The organism is Leptodesmis sp. (genome assembly GCF_052746595.1).
The window spans coordinates 1-19,598 of sequence record NZ_JBRAGO010000084.1 but is presented as its reverse complement, the minus strand read 5'-3'; the positions used below and the strand labels follow the sequence as shown (position 1 = coordinate 19,598).

The 19,598-nt window shown below is 50.2% G+C and carries 20 protein-coding genes and 1 pseudogene; 8 read left to right on the top strand and 13 right to left on the bottom strand.

Annotation, left to right across the window (positions count from 1 at the left end; genetic code table 11):
• Positions 1 to 1,633, bottom strand: a 1,633-nt coding sequence (locus ACUVQO_RS17090; protein ID WP_445927051.1) for a sensor histidine kinase, incomplete at its 3' end; no start/stop codon positions are given.
• Between the two features lie 269 nt (positions 1,634 to 1,902).
• On the opposite strand from ACUVQO_RS17090, the gene ACUVQO_RS17085 reads away from it, so the two are divergent.
• Complete coding sequence (locus ACUVQO_RS17085) at positions 1,903 to 2,232, top strand: hypothetical protein (protein ID WP_445927050.1); 330 nt, start codon at positions 1,903 to 1,905, stop codon at positions 2,230 to 2,232.
• 23 nt (positions 2,233 to 2,255) lie between these two features.
• Here ACUVQO_RS17085 and ACUVQO_RS17080 read toward each other — a convergent pair whose 3' ends face one another.
• Entirely contained in the window at positions 2,256 to 2,432 is a 177-nt protein-coding gene (locus tag ACUVQO_RS17080; RefSeq protein WP_445927049.1) for a hypothetical protein, read from the bottom strand.
• Between the two features lie 104 nt (positions 2,433 to 2,536).
• Positions 2,537 to 3,097, bottom strand: a complete 561-nt coding sequence (locus tag ACUVQO_RS17075; protein WP_445927048.1) for a Uma2 family endonuclease — start codon at positions 3,095 to 3,097, stop codon at positions 2,537 to 2,539.
• A gap of 105 nt (positions 3,098 to 3,202) precedes the next feature.
• On the opposite strand from ACUVQO_RS17075, the gene ACUVQO_RS17070 reads away from it, so the two are divergent.
• Entirely contained in the window at positions 3,203 to 4,027 is an 825-nt protein-coding gene (locus ACUVQO_RS17070) for a M90 family metallopeptidase (RefSeq protein ID WP_445927047.1), read from the top strand.
• Positions 4,028 to 4,128: 101 nt separating this feature from the next.
• Here ACUVQO_RS17070 and ACUVQO_RS17065 read toward each other — a convergent pair whose 3' ends face one another.
• Positions 4,129 to 4,476 carry a rhodanese-like domain-containing protein gene (locus tag ACUVQO_RS17065; RefSeq protein ID WP_445927046.1) on the bottom strand — a complete coding sequence of 116 codons (348 nt, stop codon included), beginning with the start codon at positions 4,474 to 4,476 and terminating at the stop codon, positions 4,129 to 4,131.
• Between the two features lie 52 nt (positions 4,477 to 4,528).
• Positions 4,529 to 4,822, bottom strand: coding sequence for a hypothetical protein (locus ACUVQO_RS17060; RefSeq protein ID WP_445927045.1), 294 nt, complete (start codon positions 4,820 to 4,822; stop codon positions 4,529 to 4,531).
• Positions 4,823 to 5,276: 454 nt separating this feature from the next.
• On the opposite strand from ACUVQO_RS17060, the gene ACUVQO_RS17055 reads away from it, so the two are divergent.
• Together ACUVQO_RS17055 and ACUVQO_RS17050 are read left to right on the top strand one after the other, a co-directional pair.
• Complete coding sequence (locus tag ACUVQO_RS17055) at positions 5,277 to 6,479, top strand: argininosuccinate synthase (RefSeq protein WP_445927044.1); 1,203 nt, start codon at positions 5,277 to 5,279, stop codon at positions 6,477 to 6,479.
• A 138-nt stretch (positions 6,480 to 6,617) separates the two neighbouring features.
• The gene (locus ACUVQO_RS17050) at positions 6,618 to 7,271 is read left to right on the top strand and encodes an HAD-IA family hydrolase (RefSeq protein ID WP_445927043.1); all 654 of its coding nucleotides are present in this window, start codon (positions 6,618 to 6,620) and stop codon (positions 7,269 to 7,271) included.
• A gap of 24 nt (positions 7,272 to 7,295) precedes the next feature.
• Here the strand turns inward: ACUVQO_RS17050 and ACUVQO_RS17045 are convergent, their stop codons facing one another.
• Complete coding sequence (locus tag ACUVQO_RS17045; protein WP_445927042.1) at positions 7,296 to 9,113, bottom strand: DUF3685 domain-containing protein; 1,818 nt, start codon at positions 9,111 to 9,113, stop codon at positions 7,296 to 7,298.
• 171 nt (positions 9,114 to 9,284) lie between these two features.
• Between ACUVQO_RS17045 and ACUVQO_RS17040 the strand changes: the two genes are divergently transcribed.
• Entirely contained in the window at positions 9,285 to 11,102 is a 1,818-nt protein-coding gene (locus ACUVQO_RS17040) for a glycosyltransferase family 39 protein (protein WP_445927041.1), read from the top strand.
• A 312-nt stretch (positions 11,103 to 11,414) separates the two neighbouring features.
• Here ACUVQO_RS17040 and ACUVQO_RS17035 read toward each other — a convergent pair whose 3' ends face one another.
• Together ACUVQO_RS17035 and ACUVQO_RS17030 are read right to left on the bottom strand one after the other, a co-directional pair.
• Positions 11,415 to 12,242, bottom strand: a complete 828-nt coding sequence (locus ACUVQO_RS17035) for a hypothetical protein (protein WP_445927040.1) — start codon at positions 12,240 to 12,242, stop codon at positions 11,415 to 11,417.
• Positions 12,243 to 12,296: 54 nt separating this feature from the next.
• Positions 12,297 to 12,548: a hypothetical protein gene (locus ACUVQO_RS17030; RefSeq protein WP_445927039.1), complete on the bottom strand. Its 252-nt coding sequence runs from the start codon at positions 12,546 to 12,548 to the stop codon at positions 12,297 to 12,299.
• A 46-nt stretch (positions 12,549 to 12,594) separates the two neighbouring features.
• Between ACUVQO_RS17030 and ACUVQO_RS17025 the strand changes: the two genes are divergently transcribed.
• From ACUVQO_RS17025 to ACUVQO_RS17015, 3 genes are all read left to right on the top strand, one after another.
• Positions 12,595 to 12,729, top strand: coding sequence for a universal stress protein (locus ACUVQO_RS17025; RefSeq protein WP_445927038.1), 135 nt, complete (start codon positions 12,595 to 12,597; stop codon positions 12,727 to 12,729).
• Positions 12,730 to 12,835: 106 nt separating this feature from the next.
• The gene (locus ACUVQO_RS17020; RefSeq protein WP_445927037.1) at positions 12,836 to 12,964 is read left to right on the top strand and encodes a hypothetical protein; all 129 of its coding nucleotides are present in this window, start codon (positions 12,836 to 12,838) and stop codon (positions 12,962 to 12,964) included.
• On the top strand, positions 12,946 to 13,092 hold the full coding sequence (locus tag ACUVQO_RS17015) for a universal stress protein (protein ID WP_445927036.1): 147 nt from the start codon (positions 12,946 to 12,948) through the stop codon (positions 13,090 to 13,092). Before ACUVQO_RS17020 ends, ACUVQO_RS17015 begins: the two co-directional genes overlap by 19 nt.
• Positions 13,093 to 13,395: 303 nt before the next feature.
• On the opposite strand, the gene ACUVQO_RS17010 is transcribed toward ACUVQO_RS17015, so the two are convergent.
• The 5 genes and pseudogenes from ACUVQO_RS17010 to ACUVQO_RS16990 form a co-directional block, all read right to left on the bottom strand.
• Entirely contained in the window at positions 13,396 to 13,596 is a 201-nt protein-coding gene (locus ACUVQO_RS17010) for a hypothetical protein (protein WP_445927035.1), read from the bottom strand.
• Positions 13,597 to 13,792: 196 nt separating this feature from the next.
• Positions 13,793 to 15,460: a B12-binding domain-containing radical SAM protein gene (locus tag ACUVQO_RS17005; RefSeq protein WP_445927034.1), complete on the bottom strand. Its 1,668-nt coding sequence runs from the start codon at positions 15,458 to 15,460 to the stop codon at positions 13,793 to 13,795.
• A gap of 3 nt (positions 15,461 to 15,463) precedes the next feature.
• Positions 15,464 to 15,997 carry a Uma2 family endonuclease gene (locus ACUVQO_RS17000; RefSeq protein WP_445927033.1) on the bottom strand — a complete coding sequence of 178 codons (534 nt, stop codon included), beginning with the start codon at positions 15,995 to 15,997 and terminating at the stop codon, positions 15,464 to 15,466.
• A 157-nt stretch (positions 15,998 to 16,154) separates the two neighbouring features.
• A pseudogene (locus ACUVQO_RS16995) lies at positions 16,155 to 16,385 on the bottom strand (transposase); the annotation flags it as partial.
• Positions 16,386 to 16,463: 78 nt separating this feature from the next.
• Positions 16,464 to 19,436, bottom strand: a complete 2,973-nt coding sequence (locus tag ACUVQO_RS16990; protein WP_445927032.1) for a glycerol-3-phosphate acyltransferase — start codon at positions 19,434 to 19,436, stop codon at positions 16,464 to 16,466.
• Between the last annotated feature and the right edge of the window lie 162 nt (positions 19,437 to 19,598).

The following is a 19,598-nucleotide window of genomic DNA, read 5'->3' as shown; positions in this document are numbered from 1 at the left end:
CATTCAGATGTTGAGCGGAGAGCAGGTCATTAATTAAGTTGATTTCACGATCGCACTCTTCTTCCAGAATCTTGAGATACTGAGTGACTTTGCTAGAGTCCACCCCGATCTCAGCCTGATCCGGGTTGGGAAACTGGGGTGCTGATTTAAGCGTCATCTTCAGCAAATTTGTCACCATTTTGATGCTGGATAAGGGAGTTCGTAGTTCGTGGGAGATGGTGCTGAGAAAGTCATCTTTCAACTGATGCAGCCGTTCCATGGCCTTTACCTGAGTTTGGCTGGCTGCAAACAGACGAGCCTGCCGCAATGCGATCGCACAATGATTGGCCACCTGTTGCACCAACCGAGTTTCAGAGGCATCAAAGCTATGGCTGCACCGGGTGAATAACCGTAAGCTTCCCAGACAACCCTGATCATCCAAAATGGGGGCAATCAAAATCGTCTCTTGCCCCCGGTTGAGATAGGGTTCCATGCGGCAGAACTGAAACAGACCGCCCTGATGGATTTGTTGGCAGAGTTCATCCGGATAGGCCACGGGATCAACGAATGGTTTTTGTCGCGGTTGGGGTTCGCTGGCCGCCAGCAAAGGATCACGATACTCAAACTTAACCCTGCACGTTGCTTGTTCAGGGTTGCACAAAACCGCCTGACAGCACTCTGCCCCCAGCACCGTGGTTAATTCCTGAATCGCTGTTTGCAAAATTTGCTGTTCATCCAGACTGTTCCGTACCCGATCGGTAATGCGAGTCAACATAGCTTCAAAGGCCAGGATTTGCTGCAGACGGATAGCCTGGTTTTGCCGTTGGACAGAAAGTCTCTCCTGAAGCCCCTGTAACTCCTGATGAAGTTGTTGCTGCTCGATCGCCACTCCCAACTGCCAGGTCAATCGCTTAAGAAAATTAATTTCGGGTTTCTGCCAGTGTCGGGGGGTTGCACATTGATGAATCACCAACAAACCCCACAGTTGCTGATGAACGAGAATGGGCAAGGCCAACTTAGCTTTGACTTGAAAATAATGCAGTAAGGTTTCTGTGCCGGGATCCGGTTTGACAATGTCACTGGAATTTGGGATAGCCTCAGCAGTCTGATGGATGTTACTCAGATCAGGAATGATGCAGGGCTGACCATTTTGATACCGTTCGATCCACTCCGGACTAGACACGAAGGTATCTCGAATCAGAAATCCGGCAATGGCAGGCAAGCCCGATCGCACCGCTTCTGCCATAACAAAACTACTGCGATCGGCCTGTAAACGGTACAAGCACACGCGATCGGCCTGCAACACTGTGTGTACTTGCCAGACGATATCCTGTAAGGTTTGAGAAAGATGGTGATATTGATAGTTGAGCGCTGCGATCGCGGCTAAAACCTGTTCACTGTCCTCATGCCACTGCAATTGCTGCTCTAACTGCTGGCATTTCTGAACGGCCTCTTGCAATTGGCGATTCAGATACTTGCATTCCCTCATTTTCTGGCCCAGGGCTTGCCGGATCTCTGGCATTTCACCCTCATCAGGCAATCCTGCTGTGTTTGCTGATGAAGTTAGGGTTGTATCGGAGTCTAGGGCCACAGTAAGAACCGGAAATTCAACAGAGGTGGACTGGCTTAATTCATGAGGTGATTGGGTGTTCATACTAGGTCTACCCTGTCTCAAATAGCATCCCTTCTCGTAAAGGAAATGCTTCTGACTGCCAACTATTTACCCTTGATGTAAATGTTCTGCTAGAGTTGCTTAGTTTACTCTCAAGCACCACATGGAAAATACGGACTTCCACCTTAAAAAAGGATAAACAAAGTCAGAGAGGGTACAAATTTCGTAATGACCTGGATAATACTACATGGACAATATGCCCCAGTTATAGAGTGAAATCACAATTCCACCCAGGATGATGCAAGATCATCATGAATGAACCCTCGTCTTTCCCGATCGCCGAGCAACTGCTGGCGGATTTCAACCAAGAAAGCCAGTTGATGAATTTGATGATTCGGGGATGTATTGAGTTGCGATGGGCGATCAGCGAGGAGGAGAAAGATCTGGCCAAAGCCATGATTCATAACGCTTTTGAAACGTATTTGATTGAGCGTGGTCTGTCAGTGTCCCCCTCTCATCTTCCCCTCTTCAAACTCACCAAACCTCAAGTGGTTAACTCCTTTGGCTTGGAGTTATCGTCTTGGGATTTAGTAGGACTCTCAAGACTAGGGGTTTGCAACCCATTAGAACTGGAACTTTGAGACCCGTTAGGACTGGGCATCCATCAAGCAAATAGACCGGTAATCCCACCCCAATAGAGTGCTTTGTCATCGGGTTTGTCAATTGTTGTTAGTTTGCCAACACAAAGAGTCAGGATAGCAGCCGTCAAAATAACCTGCATCGCAAATTTGAGCGAGGGAAGGTCGGTAAAATCAAATTTCTGATGCTGATTTGTAGACATGGGATTAACCTCCGGGGGCATAGAGTGAAATTTGTTTTAAGTTGACAATAAATTCATTCGCTTGCTACCCAATTCCCGATCGATAAATTACCTTTACGAAAGAATTAACTGGCCTTCAGCCATCCAAAAACTTGATTCACTGTTAAGTCCAGAGAGAGAAATTGAGGCACTGGTAGACGATCGTCATTGATTAACTCCAGTGGTTCCTGTCCCGGTCTAAATACCAAAACCATCCGCTCTTCGGGATCGATCAGCCAACCTAATTGCCCCCCATGCCGCAAACAATGGAGGATGTTGCTGATTACTTTAGTCACTTTTTGATCAGGAGACAGGATCTGGATCGTCCAGGTAGGAGCTATTCCAAAACTATTTGGAATCTCGCCATCAGGGTCAAAGGGAATGCGATTCCACAGGAACACGGCAGCATCTGGAACAATGGAGCGCCCACCAAACGTGCAGCGCAACTCCGGGAATGCTAGAGCAATGCGGGAGGCTTCGGCAACCGAGTTGACTACTTCGCAGATTTTTAGTTGCAACCGAGAGTGCTTGCCTTGAGGCATAGGTTTTTGAACCACTCGACCATCTATAAACTCACTGGCGGGTTTAGTTTCTGGCTGTTTCAGGAATTCTTCAAAAGTCAAAGTGGCCGGAACTGCAGTTGCCATTGCCTGAGACCTGAATGCTAACGTTACCCTAGATCTTAAACCCATTTTCTTTTGCCCTCCCCAATTCCTAATCCCTAATCCCCAACCCCAACCTCCCACCCTCTAATGCTCGAAACGGCTCTCGTGCTACTGCTGATTGCGTTGCTGACTGTAGCCATCCTCCTCAGTCCGATGCTGGTTAAACAGCGCCGAAAGCAGATGATGCAGCGATCGTTTCCGCCTTTATGGAATGCTTTGGTTGAGAATGCTCTGCCCATGTATACCCGCTTGTCTCCAGAGCAACGCCGGCAATTGCAAGGGCACATTCAGGTGTTTCTAGCAGAGAAACAATTTATTGGCTGTGCCGGATTACAGGTGACGGAAGAGATGAGAGTGACGATCGCCGCGTTCGCCTGCCTGCTGCTGTTGAACGGACGCGGGCATTATTTCTCTAATTTGCGCTCTATTTTGCTGTACCCCGGAGCCTACTGGGCCATAGAAATTACGTCTTCGGATGGATTCATTGTGGAAGAACAACAGGTTGCCCGATTGGGAGAATCCTGGGTACGCGATCAGGTGGTGTTGTCCTGGGAGCAGGTGCAGCACGATCGCAGTCACTGGCAGGATGGACAAAATGTGGTGTTGCATGAGTTTGCTCACCAACTGGATCAAGAAGATGGCAAGGGGGAAGGAGTCCCAATCCTGGAGCAGCGATCGGATTATGAACAATGGGCTAAAGTCATGGCTCAGGAATATCAACGTCTGTGTCAGGAGGTGCAACGCGGGCTGAAAACGGTTATGGATTGCTACGGTGCCACAAATCCGGCAGAGTTTTTTGCCGTGGCTACCGAAACCTTCTTTGAAAAACCCTCAGCTTTGCAGCAGCATACTCCGGCCTTATATGACCTGCTGCAGCATTACTACCAACTTGATCCAGTGCAGTGGTTGTAGGGTTGAGGGTTGGGTTTTGCCATTCACTCAGCATCAAGGCAATCAGCCCATTTGCCAAGCTCGCCCCCACTTTTCTCACCTCTCATGCTGCATGCCATCGCTCAATATCTGGGAACCAATGGATCAACTTTGATTGAGTAAGCATCAATTCCACCTATCACGTTTTTGACATTGGTAAAGCCCTGGTTTATCAACCACTGACACATCTGGGCCGATCGCATGCCATGATGGCATAACACCAATGTTTCTTTATGGGGATCCAACTGCTGGGTAATAGTTCCAGACCATTCTGCAAACTGGCTCAAAGGAAAATTCTGGAAACCCTCTACCTTCGCCAATTCTAGCTCTTGAGGTTCTCGGACATCCACAAACTGGCGATCGTTGCCGCCCGCCGCTAACTGCTGGGCTAACTCCTCCACAGTAATTTCCGGGATTGATGAACTGTACATAGGGAATCGGTTTCAAGGTCTGACTATGAGCTTAACTCAAATCTTAAAACTCTTAACTCTCAACTCCACTTTCCCCATCTTCTCTCTTCTCCTGGCGTTGACCCTGCCGCTGAATGAATTGTCTGACCGCCGCCTGCCGATTTTCCATAAACCGATTCCAGAATCCCGGTGTTAGGTGATCCATTGTCTGCGCGATCGACCATACTTCCAGGGCCGTCAGGTTGTAGAGGGATTGATCGAACCGCCGCAGCCCTTCCAGCCACTGCTCAATATCCATGTGGGGAGCCGATCGCCACACGTCTTCTTCCGAAACAGAATCAGGATCATCAGGGGATAGAGGAAACATAGAAAGTGAGAAATTGAGAGTAGAGAGTGAAAAATTAAATCTTGTCAAAGACCAGAACCGGAGTTTCTCTGATCGGAAAACAACCGTTTCCTAGCTGAACCTGGTTTAAAAGTTGAGAGTGAAAAATTGTAGGCTTTGAGTTTTCCATCCGTTTTCACAGTAGAACTCTTGCATATATAGATTCAAACAGCAGAAGCAGAGGTAGGATGGGCAAAATAAAGTGTGCCCATTCAGATGACGCAAAATCACGTGATGGGCAAGGCATTGCTCTTTGCCCATCCTACGGTTTTTCGCTAATTTGCAAGAGGTCTAGTAATTAACCACAAACTGTGGGGTCGGCATTGTTTACTCTGTTCAGTATCAACTATCCACTCTTCTCAATTTTGTACCTTCTCTGACACGAATTGGTGACTATTCACTGGATAATGATCCCGTTGTTGTAATGAGTAGAAACATGGGGCGCGCTTATCGAGTTGTTCTGGCTTATTCTGGGGGAGTTGATACCTCCGTTTGTATTCCATACCTGAAGCACGAATGGGGGGTGGAAGATGTAATTACCCTGGCAGTAGATTTAGGGCAGGGTGCGGCAATGGAACCCATCCGAGAAAAAGCCCTGAAATCAGGGGCCACAGAATCCCTGGTGGCAACCGCTACAGATCAATTTGTGAAGGATTATGCCTTTCCAGCGCTGCAGGCAAATGCCCTGTACGAAAATCGGTATCCTCTGTCTACTGCCCTGGCCCGACCGTTAATTGCCAAACTCCTGGTGGAAGCAGCAGAAAATCATGGGGCAGATGCGGTAGCTCATGGCTGTACAGGTAAGGGCAATGATCAGGTGCGGTTTGATGTATCGATCGCCGCCCTCAATCCCAACTTAAAGGTACTGACTCCAGCACGGGAATGGGGTATGAGCCGGGAAGAGACGATCGCCTATGGCGAACGGTATGGCATTCCGGCCCCTGTCAAAAAGTCCTCTCCCTACAGTATTGATGAGAATTTATTGGGACGAGCCATTGAAGCAGGCGTTTTGGAAGATCCCTGGGCAGAGCCACCAGAAGATGTCTATGCAATGACAAAGGCGATCGCAGACACTCCGAACGAGCCTGAATATGTAGAAATTGGCTTTGAGCGAGGTACTCCCGTCAGCCTCAACGGTACTACCCTGGATCCCGTCACCCTTGTCACTCAAATGAATGAGCTAGCGGGCAAACATGGCGTGGGCCGCATCGACATGATTGAAAATCGTTTGGTGGGAATTAAGTCGCGAGAAATTTACGAAACTCCGGCCTTATTAGTGCTGATCGATGCTCACCGCGATCTGGAAAGCCTGACTCTGACGGCAGATGTGACCCAATACAAACGCGGTATTGAACAAACCTACGCCCAGATGATTTACAACGGCCTCTGGTACAGTCCCTTACGTGATGCCATGGATGCCTTTGTACAGAAAACCCAGGAGCGAGTTACCGGGACAGTACGGGTGAAGTTGTTTAAGGGAACATCGACGATCGTCGGACGTAAATCCCCCTATTCCCTGTACAGCATGGATCTGGCGACCTACGGTGCAGAAGACAAATTCGATCACAAAGCAGCTGAAGGCTTCGTTTACGTTTGGGGTCTACCAACTCGCGCCTGGGCAGAAACGGGACGGCAATAGGCGAGAGTGGGTAGTGATGGTGGACAGTTAAGAGTTAAGAGTTAAGAGTTAAGAATGAATGAGTAAATGAGTAACAGTCTGATGTCACACTCAAAGCTCTCAACGTTCAACTCTTAACTCTCAGCTTTTAACTTTGTTATGACCGTTGCTTCCCTTCCCCAAGTTATCTTCCTTGACGCTGTTGGTACTCTGTTCGGTGTGCAGGGTAGTGTAGGCGAGCAATATGTTAAAGTTGCCAACCGCTTCGGTGTCAGCCTTTCGCCAGATGACTTAAATCGAGCTTTCTATAAAAGCTTCAAAGCAGCCCCACCTCCGGCTTTTTCAGGGCACGAAGCACCTGAAATTCAAGTCAAAGAATACACTTGGTGGCTAGAACTGGCTGTACAAACTTTTCAGGAGGCCGATGCCTTGCATTACTTCTCAGACTTTGGCCGCTTTTTTGCCCATCTGTATGATTATTTCGCCACATCTGAACCCTGGTTTGTCTATCCTGACGTTCCCGATGCCCTGAAACGCTGGCAGGAATTAGGCATTCCTCTGGGAATTCTGTCAAATTTCGACTCTCGTCTTTATTCTGTACTCAAAGCTTTAAACCTGGCTGATTACTTTACTTCAGTGACCCTCTCAACGGAAGTGGGAGCGGCTAAACCCAATCCTCAAATCTTTGTCACTGCTTTACAAAAGCACAATTGCCCTGCCCATGCCGCCTGGCATATTGGCGATAGTTTTGAGGAAGACTATCAGGCTGCTAAAGCCGTTGGGTTAAGGGGAATCTGGTTAAAAAGAAATTAGCGGCCTGCTCTGTCTACCCTTTCCCTATCCTTCCTCTCCCCGGCTACTCTTCCGGCTAAATCGGCTATCCTGCAACGCGCTACCAATGCCTTTGATAATGCCGCGGCCGATCAGACCAATGCCGCGACCAATGACCTCGGTGAGAATGTAAACTACACCGCTCCCCAGAAAAGAGACGGCAGACCGCATCCGGGGGGCGATCGCATCTCGCGTTTCCAGCGCCAGGGTAACGGCAAGACGAATGCCCGATAGTTCATCCATTTCCTGATTGCGGGGAGAGTAGATGGAGGTTTTGGTGATGCCTTGCTCCTGCAGGATAAACAGGGTGTAACGACTTTCAAAAATAGCAGTGGGTTCGCCAAAGTACTTTTCGATCCGGTACTTCCAGGACAGGTTATTGCGGAACCGTTCAATTTCACGGGTGGACAGCAGGCGGCGATCGTAAAAATTCTGCTTGACAGCCACTACATTACCAAATCGATTCAGCAACGGTTGGATAACGGCATTAGCCACCTGAATAATCAAGTTCTGGAGTAAATCTTCCAGACGGGTCATGGCTTCAATGGTGCCCACACTGTATAAAGTTTCGTTAATCATGATCGGAGCTTGATACAGCAGGTGGGCCAAAAAATCTGTCACTTCGGGAATTTTATTGAGAATAGAGAACTGCACAATCTCTGCATCTTGCAACAGGATATCTACCAGATCGATCGCAGGTGCAGTCAAACTTTCCACCGGAGAATGGGTGAGTTGCAGGGTGGCATAACGACCAAAAAAATCTTTGGTGGCCGCTTCCCATAAATCCTGAAGAATGATTTTTCGTTTGGCAGGCAACTGATCTGGTTCCAGTTGGGAAAAGCGCAAGTCATCGAGAATCTCTTCTAGTTGACGCAGCACGATCGACAGCAACTCTCGTTTTTTTTCTTCTCGCAAAATATCGATTTCCAACGGAGTATCTGTCAGGTTTCGCAGACCAGATTGTAACCGGGCAAAGGTGGTATCAAACAGGGCCGCCTGGATGCTACGTAAACTATTACTGGTTCCGGGTCGCAGCAGGATTTGTTGAGGGAGGGCGGAAACGGCTTCGGACTCCGGGAATCCGTTGGGTTGACTGGGTGGAGGAAGCGGAGAAGGGGATAGAGGAGGAGGAGGAGGGGGGCGACGATCGCCTGCGGCAGATTGAGTTGGCTCCAGACGATCGCGGGTTGGGGTTAGCAGCCGATTGACGACCCAGCGAGCCGCCCGGAGTTCTCGTTGTCGTCCTAGTAGTATCCATTGATCAATGAGGGACAAGGGCAAAGCCGCAAGTTGCTCGTTGACCTGGGCGATCGCAGCATCAATCTGGCGCAATCCAGAACGGCGGATATTATAGCGGAGGCGGGTGAGGGGGGCAGGGGGAGGAGAGGAGGAGGGCAGGGGGAGAGTTTGGCAGGGTTGTCCGGTAGCGACCTGGCGGATGGCGGTGACGAGGTCGGCGATCGCGATCCCTTTCTGGCAATACCCCATAATTCCCATTTGCAGAATGGTGGGTAGGAGAGGGGAGTCGGGAATGGCAGTCAGTAAGAGAATCGGCAGGTTAGGATAGTGGGTTTTGACGTATTGACAGAAGGCTAAAGATGCGGACTGGCCATTGGCTAGAAGCGGGAAATCCAGACTCAGGAGCATGACCTCCAGGGGGCGATTTTCCGGTTCAACCTCTCGCTCGGCAAGGCTGAACCAGGTTTGGAGTTGGTGCTCAGCGGTGGCGATCGAGTCTGCTTCCCAAACAACGTGCAAGTCGGGATAGGCACTGAAACAGGTCAATAGTCCCTGTCGGAAAATCGGATCACTATCGACAAGCATCACGTTGATTGAAACAGGTGCAACAGGATTCATCAATCAGGTAGGCCGAAAGAGTCAGTAGGACTATTGTAGGGAGAGAATTGTGGATGGACGTGCCTGCTCCCGGATTGCTCCAATACTGTACTGCTCCCGGATTGCTCCAATACTGTACTATCGATCGCAATCTCTCGCATGTCTCTCATGCATCTGTTCTTGTTATTGCTTTGGATGGCGATCGCGGCCATCTTACGATTTACCAACCTGACTCTGAAGCCGCTCTGGACAGATGAGTTTTCAACGCTAGTATTCAGCTTGGGCAATAGTTTTTTGACCATTCCCCTGGATCGGGCCATCTCCCTGATGGAGTTGCTACAACCGCTGCAACCCAGCCCTCAGTCCAGCATCCAATCTGTCCTGACGCATTTATTTACCCAGAGCAACCATCCACCCCTTTATTTTGTGCTGTCCCACCTCTGGCTCAAAAACTTTCCAACGGTGAATGGTTGGGTATCAGTGGGGGCAGCTCGTGGCTTGTCTGCCCTGTTTGGAGTGCTGGCCGTACCCATGACGTTTTATCTGGGTTGGTTGGCATGGCGATCTCGTTTAGCTGGACATCTGGCGGCTCTGCTGATGGCGCTGTCTCCCTTTGGTATTTATCTGGCGCAGGAAGCCCGTCATTACACCCTGGCGATTCTGTGGATTTTGGGATCGCTGGCCTGTCTGGTGAAAACGACTCATCTTTTGCGCGATCGTCGTTCCCTTCCCCTCTGGCTGGGGCTGGTGTGGGTAGGAGTGAATGGGTTAGGAATTGCGACCCATTACTTCTTTATCCTGACGTTGGTGACAGAAGCGATCGTGCTGACAGGATTACTGCTACTACCCAATTCCGCACTCAGACCAGGATTGCCAATTGCATCCTGCAATCAACACTGGTTGGTAGCAGTAGCAGGTGGAACACTGGCAACAGGTCTTGCCTGGATTCCCATGTTGCTCAGTATTCGAGGTACGGAGTTAACCCGATGGATTAGTCGGGGAGAATTTGACTCCTCCACCTGGATTGATCCGCCGATCCGGACGGTTGCGGGCCTGGTTTCAATGGTCTACCTGTTACCCATTCAGGGAGTACCGGCAGCGATCACTCTCCTGTCTGGCCTGGGGGTTGGGATAGCGGCTTTGGGAACCGGATGGATGATGCTTCAGGGTTTACCGCTGCAAAAAAAACTTCCCAATTATGAGTTATTTGCCATAGACCAGGATCCTCTGATACAGGGGAGCAGGGGGGATCGACGTAAAGGATGGGCCATCAACAATGCTCAAGTTGAAAGGCTCTCTCAGGCTCAGTTGTCTCTGCAGGTGCTGGGTGGGTATGGGGCAGCGGCGATCGCGCTTTCCCTGATCCTGACCTATGGGTTTGGGGTGAACTTTGCCAATGTGTTCCGCTATCAGTTTTTCTATTTTCCAGCCGTGATCGTGATTGTGGGTGCAGGGCTGGCTGGACTTTGGCAGCAAAAGATTGTAGATTTTAGATTGTGGATTCTGGATTGGAAGGTGCCCTGGACAATTGGACTGGTTTGCTTACTTAGTTTTTTGGGAGGGCTGACAGTAGTTGCCGATCTGGGATATCAGAAAACTCATCGACCAGATGTTGTGGCTGAGGCTATTAGCGCATCCTTTCAAGCTCCAACACTGGTAGCGATTCCTTATAAAACACATGGCCAGACGGGGCGGTTAATGGGCATTGCCTGGTCGCTGTGGCACCAGCATCCGAACCAGGCCCAGCAGATTCAGTTTTTGCTAAATCAGATGCGGGAGGGAGATGAGCAGCAGGCGATCGCACCTCTGCAAAGTACTCTAAAGCAACTTCCCCGACCGCTGGATGTCTGGCGCATCAATTTTAGAAGCGAGTTGAATCCTTTATCTCACACTGTTTTGACGCAAGCGGGCTGTACCCCCAAATCACAATTGTTGTCCGTCGATGGCTATCGCTATCAATCCTATGCGTGCCAGTGACAGGTGGAGAGTTGGTTGGCTGACAAAACTCTCTCACCCTCACCCCCAACCCCTCTCCCGCTCTGGGAGAGGGGGAGATCCGATTCCAGTTCCCTCTCCCAAGTTGGGAGAGGGCTAGGGTGAGGGTGGTTCGGGCGACAACGCAAAAGATTTGTCAGTCGATCAGGGTGAAGAGTCCAAACCATCAAGCCAGGGGGGGAAAGTAAACCAAGTCCAGCCAGAGAACGGTCGTTTTCTCATAGGGGAAAACTATGGTTCTGGGCTTGGATAAGGTTTAATGAGCCTCTTGATCGATTGTGATTCCCAGGTTCTTCAAAACAGGGCTTGACCGTACAAAAACCGGCTATCGAAGCTTACCGCAGCCGCTTCATCCAGGGTATCGATCGCGATCGCCAGCGGCACCAATGCTCTGGGAATTGACCCATCCGGACTGTGAAAGAAACAGGCTGTTCGCTCTGCCAGATGAGCCAGACTATCGGCTCTGAGAGATGAACCGATGCGATCGTCTAAGGTCATTTCCAGCACAGCTTTCAAAGACAGTTGCCGTGCCAAAGTGAGATTTAATTGGGGTAAACTACCCGCCTGACAAAAAGCCGACAGGCAGGTTGGCCCGCCATCATGATTGATGATTCGCATGCCAAACTGATGATACAGAAACTGAGGCAGGTTTTGCAGGTCAATCTGGTGGGGGGCATGATTGGGGGAAAAGGTGATCAGAATCTGCTCAATCCGGTGGGCTAATCCATAGGTTGCCGCCCGTTCCCTGAACCGACTGGCACCAACCTCACTGGTCAAAATGTACGCCTCAATGGGGTGCCCATCAGGATCGCTTTGATGGAAGATCGCGGCTTCTAACAAATCGGGTGAGGTCGCCTGTCCCGATTGAGACACCACAATTTGAGCTGGATAGGTTCGGTCTGACAGGTAGCCCAACTGTTGCACAGCTCGACGCTGGTGAAGAAGATAGGTGAGTAAATCGAGAGCGGCCTGTTGGAGATGGGGCCAGCGTGTGGGATGGTAGGGCTGCCAGATGTAACCAGCGTATCCGGGACGATCGATTCCTTCTGCACGAACCGTATTACTGCCAATGATGACCGCATCCGCTAGTCCATATTGCAGGGCTAATCGATAGGCATCCATCAGATTACCATTCGCAATTAACCATCCACCAGGTAAGCCGTTGATGGTGTAAATCTAATGCTGAACGGCATAAAGAGACGTCGGTTGACCATGGTTCAGGACAGGGGCTGTCCAACCCTGATCTCTGGGACGCAGGACGGTCATGCCGAGAATCATCGCCCGACCTGTTGCGATCGGGTCTTCTAGTAAGGGGAAATCACCTTCTGGATGAATGGCCTGTAATTCTGGAATCAGGGGCAATCTGATAGCGATTCTTGCTTCATCTTCATGAATTGTTTGATGTTTTAACCGCACTGCAATGGTCATTTAGAGACTATGATCAACACACTTAGAACATCATCCAGTAAAAACGATGTTTCATAAAATCTTAGTTCCCCTGGATCATTCTTCGATGAGTCAGGATTTGTTTGAAAAAGCATTGGCTCTGGCTGTTGCATTGAAAGTAGATTTAATGTTGCTGTGTTCTCTCTGGAGAAGAATCAGATAGCCCTCTACTCATTCTTCCTAGAGCTGATAATATTTATTGGGTACCGGGCAGCAAGGTCAATCTGGAACTCTGGAAAAAACAATGGGAGCAGTATGCTGCGAAATCGTTGCAGACCTTGCAGGACTTTTTATCCCAGGCTCAAAGGCAGGGGGTTCCTACCGAAGTGCAGCAAATGCCTGGTAACGTGGGACGAGCCATTTGTGATATGGCTACCAATTGGGGGGGGCTGACTTAATTTTGATAGGCAATCGGGGACACACCGGCCTGAAGGAATTGTTTCTGGGCAGTGCGAGTAATTACGTTCTGCACCACGCCCCATGTTCAGTTCTGACGGTGAAATTGGCTGCACCAGTGAATGCCTGAACCAGGCCTGACTGAGCATTTATCTTTAAAGGGTGACAGCGGCTGTCCCTCGATCGCTACGCAAACCCCTGATTGACTGACAAAAGTTCTGAAAGGCTCAAGTCTCTATTGTTAGCCCGCTCTCAAATAAATTTTGGGCTAACAGCACAAGTCCACTCAAATGGACTGAAGTTCTTGTCCAGTCGTCTTTAGATAACTTTAGCCATGAGCCAGGAAATTGATTCCCTGGTAATGCAGCGGGTGTTCAGGAGATTTATCAGTCAACTAGCTCCAACCCTGAAGCTGTTAAACGAATAAAGGAATTTAGTAAGCCAGGGTTTCTAGCGTTTCTCGGAGGTAACGGCGCACGAGCACATCCAATCCCAGACCATGCAACTGGCTATTGCTGTTACGTTCCAATTGCCATCGACGAAATCCAGAACTGTTGGCGATCGCCTGCTTCAAGCTCTCCCAAATCTCAGAATCTCCGGGCAGGTTTGACGGATCTTTGGATCGATTGCTCATGGATGAAACGCTCTCAAACGAGGAAGGGTTAGGAGTAGCCATAGAGATACCAGTGAGGGGTTGCTTTGAACCAGAGAAGCGACAATTAAAAGCGGTAAACTATTCACCGCTTAACAAAGCATAACGCACCTATTCTGAATGATTGTGTGTATTATGACACCAATCTCGAGAGGGAGAGGGGATTACCTGGGATTACTTAAGGTACACTTGAGAGTTGCCGCTCCTGGCTGGCTGTTTCGCCGAAATGTTGCATAGAGGTACTGAGATGTTTTAATAAGGTGGCTTCCGGCAATGGCCCCTGAAGATGGCTCCAGGGAAGAATTTGACCCGGTTGCCAATCGTTGTAAACGTAATACTCCAGAGGAGGTAATTTCCCCCGCAGTTCCTTGAAGGCACGACGGTAGCTGCCCAGCGTATCTCCATAATGGCGGGTCAGTTCTAGCAGGTAGGATAATCGTCGATCGCCCCGTGATAGCAAAGCCTGAATCACTGACCAGTTATAGCTTTCGGGACGAAAATCAATGCCCTGCGATCGCAGCTGTTTCTGCAAAAACTGCAGTCGCTTTTCCGCCTGACGATTCACTCCAAACCACTGGAAAGGCGTGTGAGCTTTGGGGACAAACGTACTGCAACCGAGCGTCAGCCGTAGACCAGGAGCCGCTTTTTTCATCGCCCGCATCATGTCCACCGTTTGTTCTAGATCCGTCATTTCTTCGCCTGGAACTCCGGCCATGCCATACAGTTTCAGGTTACTCAGGCCTCCGGCCTTGGCATTAATCGCTGCTTGAATAATTTCCTCGTTGGTTAGCTTTTTGTTGATGATTTGACGTACCCGATCAGAACCACTTTCCACCGCGATCGTGATGGAGCGGGTATCATGCTTCACTAATGTTTCTGCCAGTTTGGGAGTCACGGTATTAGTACGAACAGAGGCAATACTGAGCCGTACCTGATCCTGTTCTGGACGATTCAGGTAATCCAACAACTCCTCAAATTCGGGATGCTGGGTAACAGAGGCTCCCAATAATCCCAGGCGATCGGTGACTTGCAAGCCTCGATCAATGGCAGGAATGAGCGACTGCTCTAAATCGGCTGTGCGGAACGGCAGGGTTAAATAGCTGGCCAGACAGAAGCGGCACATTTCCGGACAACTCCGTACCACCTCAACCATGTAGATATTTTCCCAGGCGGCTTTCTCTGTAACAATCGTCGAGGCAGATAAGGTATTTCCCCGGTAGGTTTGCTTTTCGATGCGATCGGGAATACCCGAATCGATGGGTTGAATCGATCTCACTGACCCATCTTCACCCTCGTAAGTCACCTCATACAGGGCAGGCACATACAATCCCGGCACCTGCGCCAGATGCTTCAGTTGGGTCAGGCGATCGCAATGACGCACTGCTTTGTAGGCCGCAATAAATTCTCCCAGTAGCAGTTCTCCATCCCCCAGCAAAATCACATCGAAGAAGTCGACAAAGGGTTCGGGGTTAGCCGTTAGCACCGGGCCACCGCCAAAAATCAGAGGATGAGAGGAATGAGACGCATTGAGGGGAGATCGGGCCGCTGCCCGTACCGGAATTTGCAAAGACTCCAGCAATCCCAGCACATTCACATAATCCAATTCCCAGGAGAGGGAAAAGCCGATTAATTCCGGGTCGGCAGGTAGAGCTTCTTGAGCATCGGTAAACAGGCGACTGACGTGCAAATCCGATCGAGCCGCCAGGGTTGCCCAAACGACCTGATAACCCAGGCTGGTAATGCCCACACTATATTCATTAGGAAATGCAAAGATAGTGGGAATCGCATCAGATTCTGAAATGGCAGGAGTAAACAGCAGCCTTTCAGCCGCAAAAGGAGCAGACATAAGTTAAGACTTTCCAGGGTTACGAAATAGATCCCGAATCAGACAACGGAAGCCAGGAAATAGATCCTCACAAACCAGTTCGTCTTCTTCAGTCAAAATCTGGGTTTGGGTGGGAGAGAAGTAGATGGTCAACGTGCGATGTTCAGGGGAAATCAACCACACCTGCCGCACACCTGCCGCCAGGTATTCCAACACTTTGCTGGTGACTTTCTCATACAGATCATTAGGAGAAATAATTTCAACGGCCAAGTCGGGGGCAATTTCCCAGATGCCTTCTGGTTCTCCCTCTGGCGGGATGCGATCGGCGGCGACAAAGGAAACATCAGGAAGGCGATCGTTGCGGCCAATTTTGAAGGTGGCATCAGGGCCGTAAACCCCTCCTAACTGATTGGCTTCTACATGCAACCCTAATCTAACAATTAGCCGCGTCCCTACCCCACTGTGTCTAGCTCCTCCCATCACTTTCTCCTCTGGTTGCCCGTCTACGACCTCGTATTCTTTATCTGGATTGAGAGCAACTTCAGTTGAAAGAACCATATCGGCTTGCCAAAATCTGTTTTATGAGAAAGTCTAAAACCAATCTATCGCAGTACTGTGGCGATAACCTGAATCCCCCTGAAAGGGCTTAGGATTCGGCCATAAGGTCTATAAACTAACCTACAATACTCTTGCCGAATGCTACGCCTCTACCAATGTTTGCCCATGAACGATGACGGCAATGCTCAATCTGCAAGATGTTTTTGAGTTGGTCAATCACCAATTCCACAATGGCGTGACGACGCAGTAACAGCCAGTCAATCAACAGCATCAGTAGTCCCTTTATGCTGTGTCGCAGTCAGGTGATCAGCCGTACTCTCAACGTTTTCCACAGACGCAACGCCAAGGGGACAGAGAGATTCCCTTTATCCCCACTTTGCCTACTAACCGTTTGATCTGCTCTGCCCTTTTCTTCTCCCAAACTGACGTTAACATATCACTGGAACATGATTTGGTTGCAAATCCCTTAGAGGATTTCCACTGTACCTTGTTGTCCATCAATTCGGATCAGTTGGCCGTCGTGCAAGCGCTGAGTCGCATGAGGGACATCCATAACTGCTGGAATGCGGTATTCTCTGGCGACGATCGCCCCATGAGAGAGCCGTCCGCCCACTTCGGCAATTAAACCTCCCGCTCTAGCCAACAAGGGTGCCCATCCGGAGTCGGTATAGGGGACAACAACAATCGTATCTCGTCCCACTTCTGGCAACCCATCCAGGCTGTTGACAATCCGGACGCGCCCCTCGGCCTGTCCGGGGCTGGCTCCAATCCCTTGAATTTGCTGAGAAGCCTTCCAATGGCGATGGAGCAGGGGTACGGGTGGATCCTGGCCATAGACTAGAAAGGGCACAGCTTCCAGTTGGCGATCGTGCTCCAGAATGGATTTTCGTTGCGCAATCAAGTCGGCTAAGTTCATGTTCAAGGCTAACTGCTCCTGATCAACCAACGATCGAATCTCGCTGAGCTCCAGGAAAAAAATGTCCCCTGGTTCCTGCAACCACCCTAATGTTAACCAGTGCTGCTCTAAAGCCACAAAGCTCCAGCGCAATTCTGCTAGTAGCTGACTGTAGACCTCTGTTACCCGGCCCTTCAGGTCAAATCGGCGTTGTAAACGCTTCACGTTCCTGCTTTTTGGGGAATGTTTGGCGGGTGTAGGGGGTGGATTCAGACAAAACTGAGCAAACAGATCCCGAACGGGTTGGGGGTCTTCTTTCCAGGTGGGCACGGCAATATCGGTTCCCACTTCACTCAAATACCCGTAGTAGTTTATCAACTGGTCAAATCGGGTGAGAATAGCTTGACCTTCCGGCCATTGAGCCAGGGTAGAGAATAATTTCGAACGTTGAATTTTAAATTTTGAATTGTCCTGAGTTGTATTCAAGAGCGCAAATTCGGCGTGCTGTTCCAGAAGGCGACGGGCATTGAGTGCTAATTCCTGGAGCGATCGCAGGGCAGCGACTTCGGGGGTGGCACTGTTATCGAGATCGTCTGCATCCACTTTAGCGATCGCTTTTCGCAGGGCAGCACTGAGAGGGGCCAGGATGCTGTAGTAGGTAGCCTGTTGCAACCAGCCCAAAATCTCATCAATCCGTCTTAACAGGGCACCAGGGGAAAGACCATCCACGGGTTGATGAGACAGTTTAGCTAAAGCTGGGGTAAAGGTTTGTCGATCGTCCCGCTGAAAATCGGCTTCTAACCGCCATTCCCGACGAGCTAATCGGAGCAATCCTGGAAGATTCCGTAAGGTCGAGTGTAAGGGAGGCTTACTGAACTTAGCACCCCTGGTTAAAAACTCCAGGCTTTCGGAAGGCAACCCCATTAATCGAAAAATCTGGCCCAGCAAAGAGGCATTGAAATAGGCACGGGAATAATGCAGGGTGGCTGTTTCGTTAAAATCCAGTCCTCGCGATCGTGGCCCCAGAACGATGGTGAACAGATCGCCCCAAACCCCACAGGTGAGCGGACGATTGATTGACCAGGTGAGCGGTCGAATTAAGCCCGGAATCACTTCAGCCGCAATCTTCCGCGTCCAGATTGGCATCAAGGTAGTGACTGGACGGGCCTGCAATAGCCACAGCGTTTGCCCATCGTAAGTCCACTCAATGTCCTGGGGAACATTGCCAAACAGCGTTTCCAGATGGCGAGCCAAATAAGCCACTTGCTGGATCAATCGGGGTGGGAGATCACCCGTTCCTTCGATGGTTAGGGTCAAATGATCGGGCATCAGCCAAGGCGCTTTCCGATTTCCAGGTGGCTGGTCTTGCGGCATTTCAAAAGCCACATCATCCACCAGGACTCGATAAGTTTCAGGAGTGACTCGCCCTGAAACTACCTGACTGGCATTTCCAGGGAGCGCTTCAATCACGACCGAATTGCCCTGGCGAGCGATCGGATCCCGGCTGAACGCCACTCCAGAAAACACCCCCTGAATCTGCTTTTGTACCAGAACGGCTATTGACGTATCCGGCAGATCCCGATCGCGGCGGTACTGCGTGGCGGCAGCTTGATTGTAGGACGCAAAGCAGCGAGTAATGGCGGGTTCCAGGGCGGCTCGGCTGGTAATGTTCAAAATGCTTTCATACTGTCCTGCCGCTGAAGCAATTTCGGAATCCTCTCCTACGGCAGACGATCGCACAATCAATGGCTTTTGGGGGGAAGGATCCAGTCCATTGACTAAAGGTTGGGGATCATCTCCTGCCGCCAGTACCCAACCAGAAGGCACAGGATAGCCTAGCCGTTTGAGAGCAGCCAGAGTGGCCGCTTTGGAACCAAACTTATGCACATCCAGGCGATCGTCCAGACTGCGAATGCCGCGTTTCCCGCTAAAAAAGCGAAACACAGCACGAGAACCTAACTGAGCCGAGTGAGAAGCCATACTCAAATCATCCGGAATTTTGGTATAAATCCAACCCAGTAAAACAGCCAGGACGATCGTGGCCAGAATCAATTCCAGATCCTGAGGATGGAGGAGTGCGGCAACTAATGGAAACAGGACGAGAATGCCAAATTTAGCCTGTCGGCGTTCTCGCAAGATCGTAAAGCTGATGCCACCAATTAGAAATACCAGGCCCGCCACTCTGGGATCATGGATGACATACCCCCAGACCACATTTGTTGTCCCCGCTCCCCGACTAATCCAGTAACGCCCCACCACCAGAGCGATGAGAGCCACGATCTCCCAAACAGGATCCGCCGGAAAAAATGCACGTGCCAGGAGAACCGCTACTATCCCCTTAAATGCTTCCGAAAGAACAGCCAGGATCCCAACTAGACGACCGCCATGATAAAAGGCAGCAGAAATGCTGATATTACCTGTACCTAAGCGGGTGAGCGATCGCCCCGTCAAGAGCCGGGTAATCCAATCAATCAAAGGCAGCCCCCCTAACAGCGGACACACCCCAAAAATAATTAGCGCTCCCCAGACCTGCGTTAACGTCATACGCTCCAGCTACTACATCCCAGCATCCTTCGTTTTACTGTATCCGATCGCATGACAAAAGGGCGCTCTCTCGGAGGGAGCGCCCTTTCAGGTAGATAATCTGAATGGGATTAACCGTTGATTTGAGGAGCGGTCAGCGCCACGGGAGTCGCTTCACCCGCC

Excerpts from the sequence above, each read along its gene's own strand:
- ACUVQO_RS17000 (WP_445927033.1), bottom strand. The coding sequence starts at position 15,997 with ATGGTTCTTTCAACTGAAGTTGCTCTCAATCCAGATAAAGAATACGAG.
- ACUVQO_RS17025 (WP_445927038.1), top strand. The coding sequence starts at position 12,595 with ATGTTTCATAAAATCTTAGTTCCCCTGGATCATTCTTCGATGAGTCAG.
- ACUVQO_RS17005 (WP_445927034.1), bottom strand. The coding sequence starts at position 15,460 with ATGTCTGCTCCTTTTGCGGCTGAAAGGCTGCTGTTTACTCCTGCCATT.
- ACUVQO_RS17080 (WP_445927049.1), bottom strand. The coding sequence starts at position 2,432 with ATGTCTACAAATCAGCATCAGAAATTTGATTTTACCGACCTTCCCTCG.
- ACUVQO_RS17045 (WP_445927042.1), bottom strand. The coding sequence starts at position 9,113 with ATGCTTGTCGATAGTGATCCGATTTTCCGACAGGGACTATTGACCTGT.
- ACUVQO_RS17060 (WP_445927045.1), bottom strand. The coding sequence starts at position 4,822 with ATGTTTCCTCTATCCCCTGATGATCCTGATTCTGTTTCGGAAGAAGAC.
- ACUVQO_RS17085 (WP_445927050.1), top strand. The coding sequence starts at position 1,903 with ATGAATGAACCCTCGTCTTTCCCGATCGCCGAGCAACTGCTGGCGGAT.
- ACUVQO_RS17010 (WP_445927035.1), bottom strand. The coding sequence starts at position 13,596 with ATGAGCAATCGATCCAAAGATCCGTCAAACCTGCCCGGAGATTCTGAG.
- ACUVQO_RS17035 (WP_445927040.1), bottom strand. The coding sequence starts at position 12,242 with ATGGATGCCTATCGATTAGCCCTGCAATATGGACTAGCGGATGCGGTC.
- ACUVQO_RS17075 (WP_445927048.1), bottom strand. The coding sequence starts at position 3,097 with ATGGCAACTGCAGTTCCGGCCACTTTGACTTTTGAAGAATTCCTGAAA.
- ACUVQO_RS17070 (WP_445927047.1), top strand. The coding sequence starts at position 3,203 with ATGCTCGAAACGGCTCTCGTGCTACTGCTGATTGCGTTGCTGACTGTA.
- ACUVQO_RS16990 (WP_445927032.1), bottom strand. The coding sequence starts at position 19,436 with ATGACGTTAACGCAGGTCTGGGGAGCGCTAATTATTTTTGGGGTGTGT.
- ACUVQO_RS17040 (WP_445927041.1), top strand. The coding sequence starts at position 9,285 with ATGTCTCTCATGCATCTGTTCTTGTTATTGCTTTGGATGGCGATCGCG.
- ACUVQO_RS17065 (WP_445927046.1), bottom strand. The coding sequence starts at position 4,476 with ATGTACAGTTCATCAATCCCGGAAATTACTGTGGAGGAGTTAGCCCAG.
- ACUVQO_RS17055 (WP_445927044.1), top strand. The coding sequence starts at position 5,277 with ATGGGGCGCGCTTATCGAGTTGTTCTGGCTTATTCTGGGGGAGTTGAT.
- ACUVQO_RS17030 (WP_445927039.1), bottom strand. The coding sequence starts at position 12,548 with ATGACCATTGCAGTGCGGTTAAAACATCAAACAATTCATGAAGATGAA.
- ACUVQO_RS17050 (WP_445927043.1), top strand. The coding sequence starts at position 6,618 with ATGACCGTTGCTTCCCTTCCCCAAGTTATCTTCCTTGACGCTGTTGGT.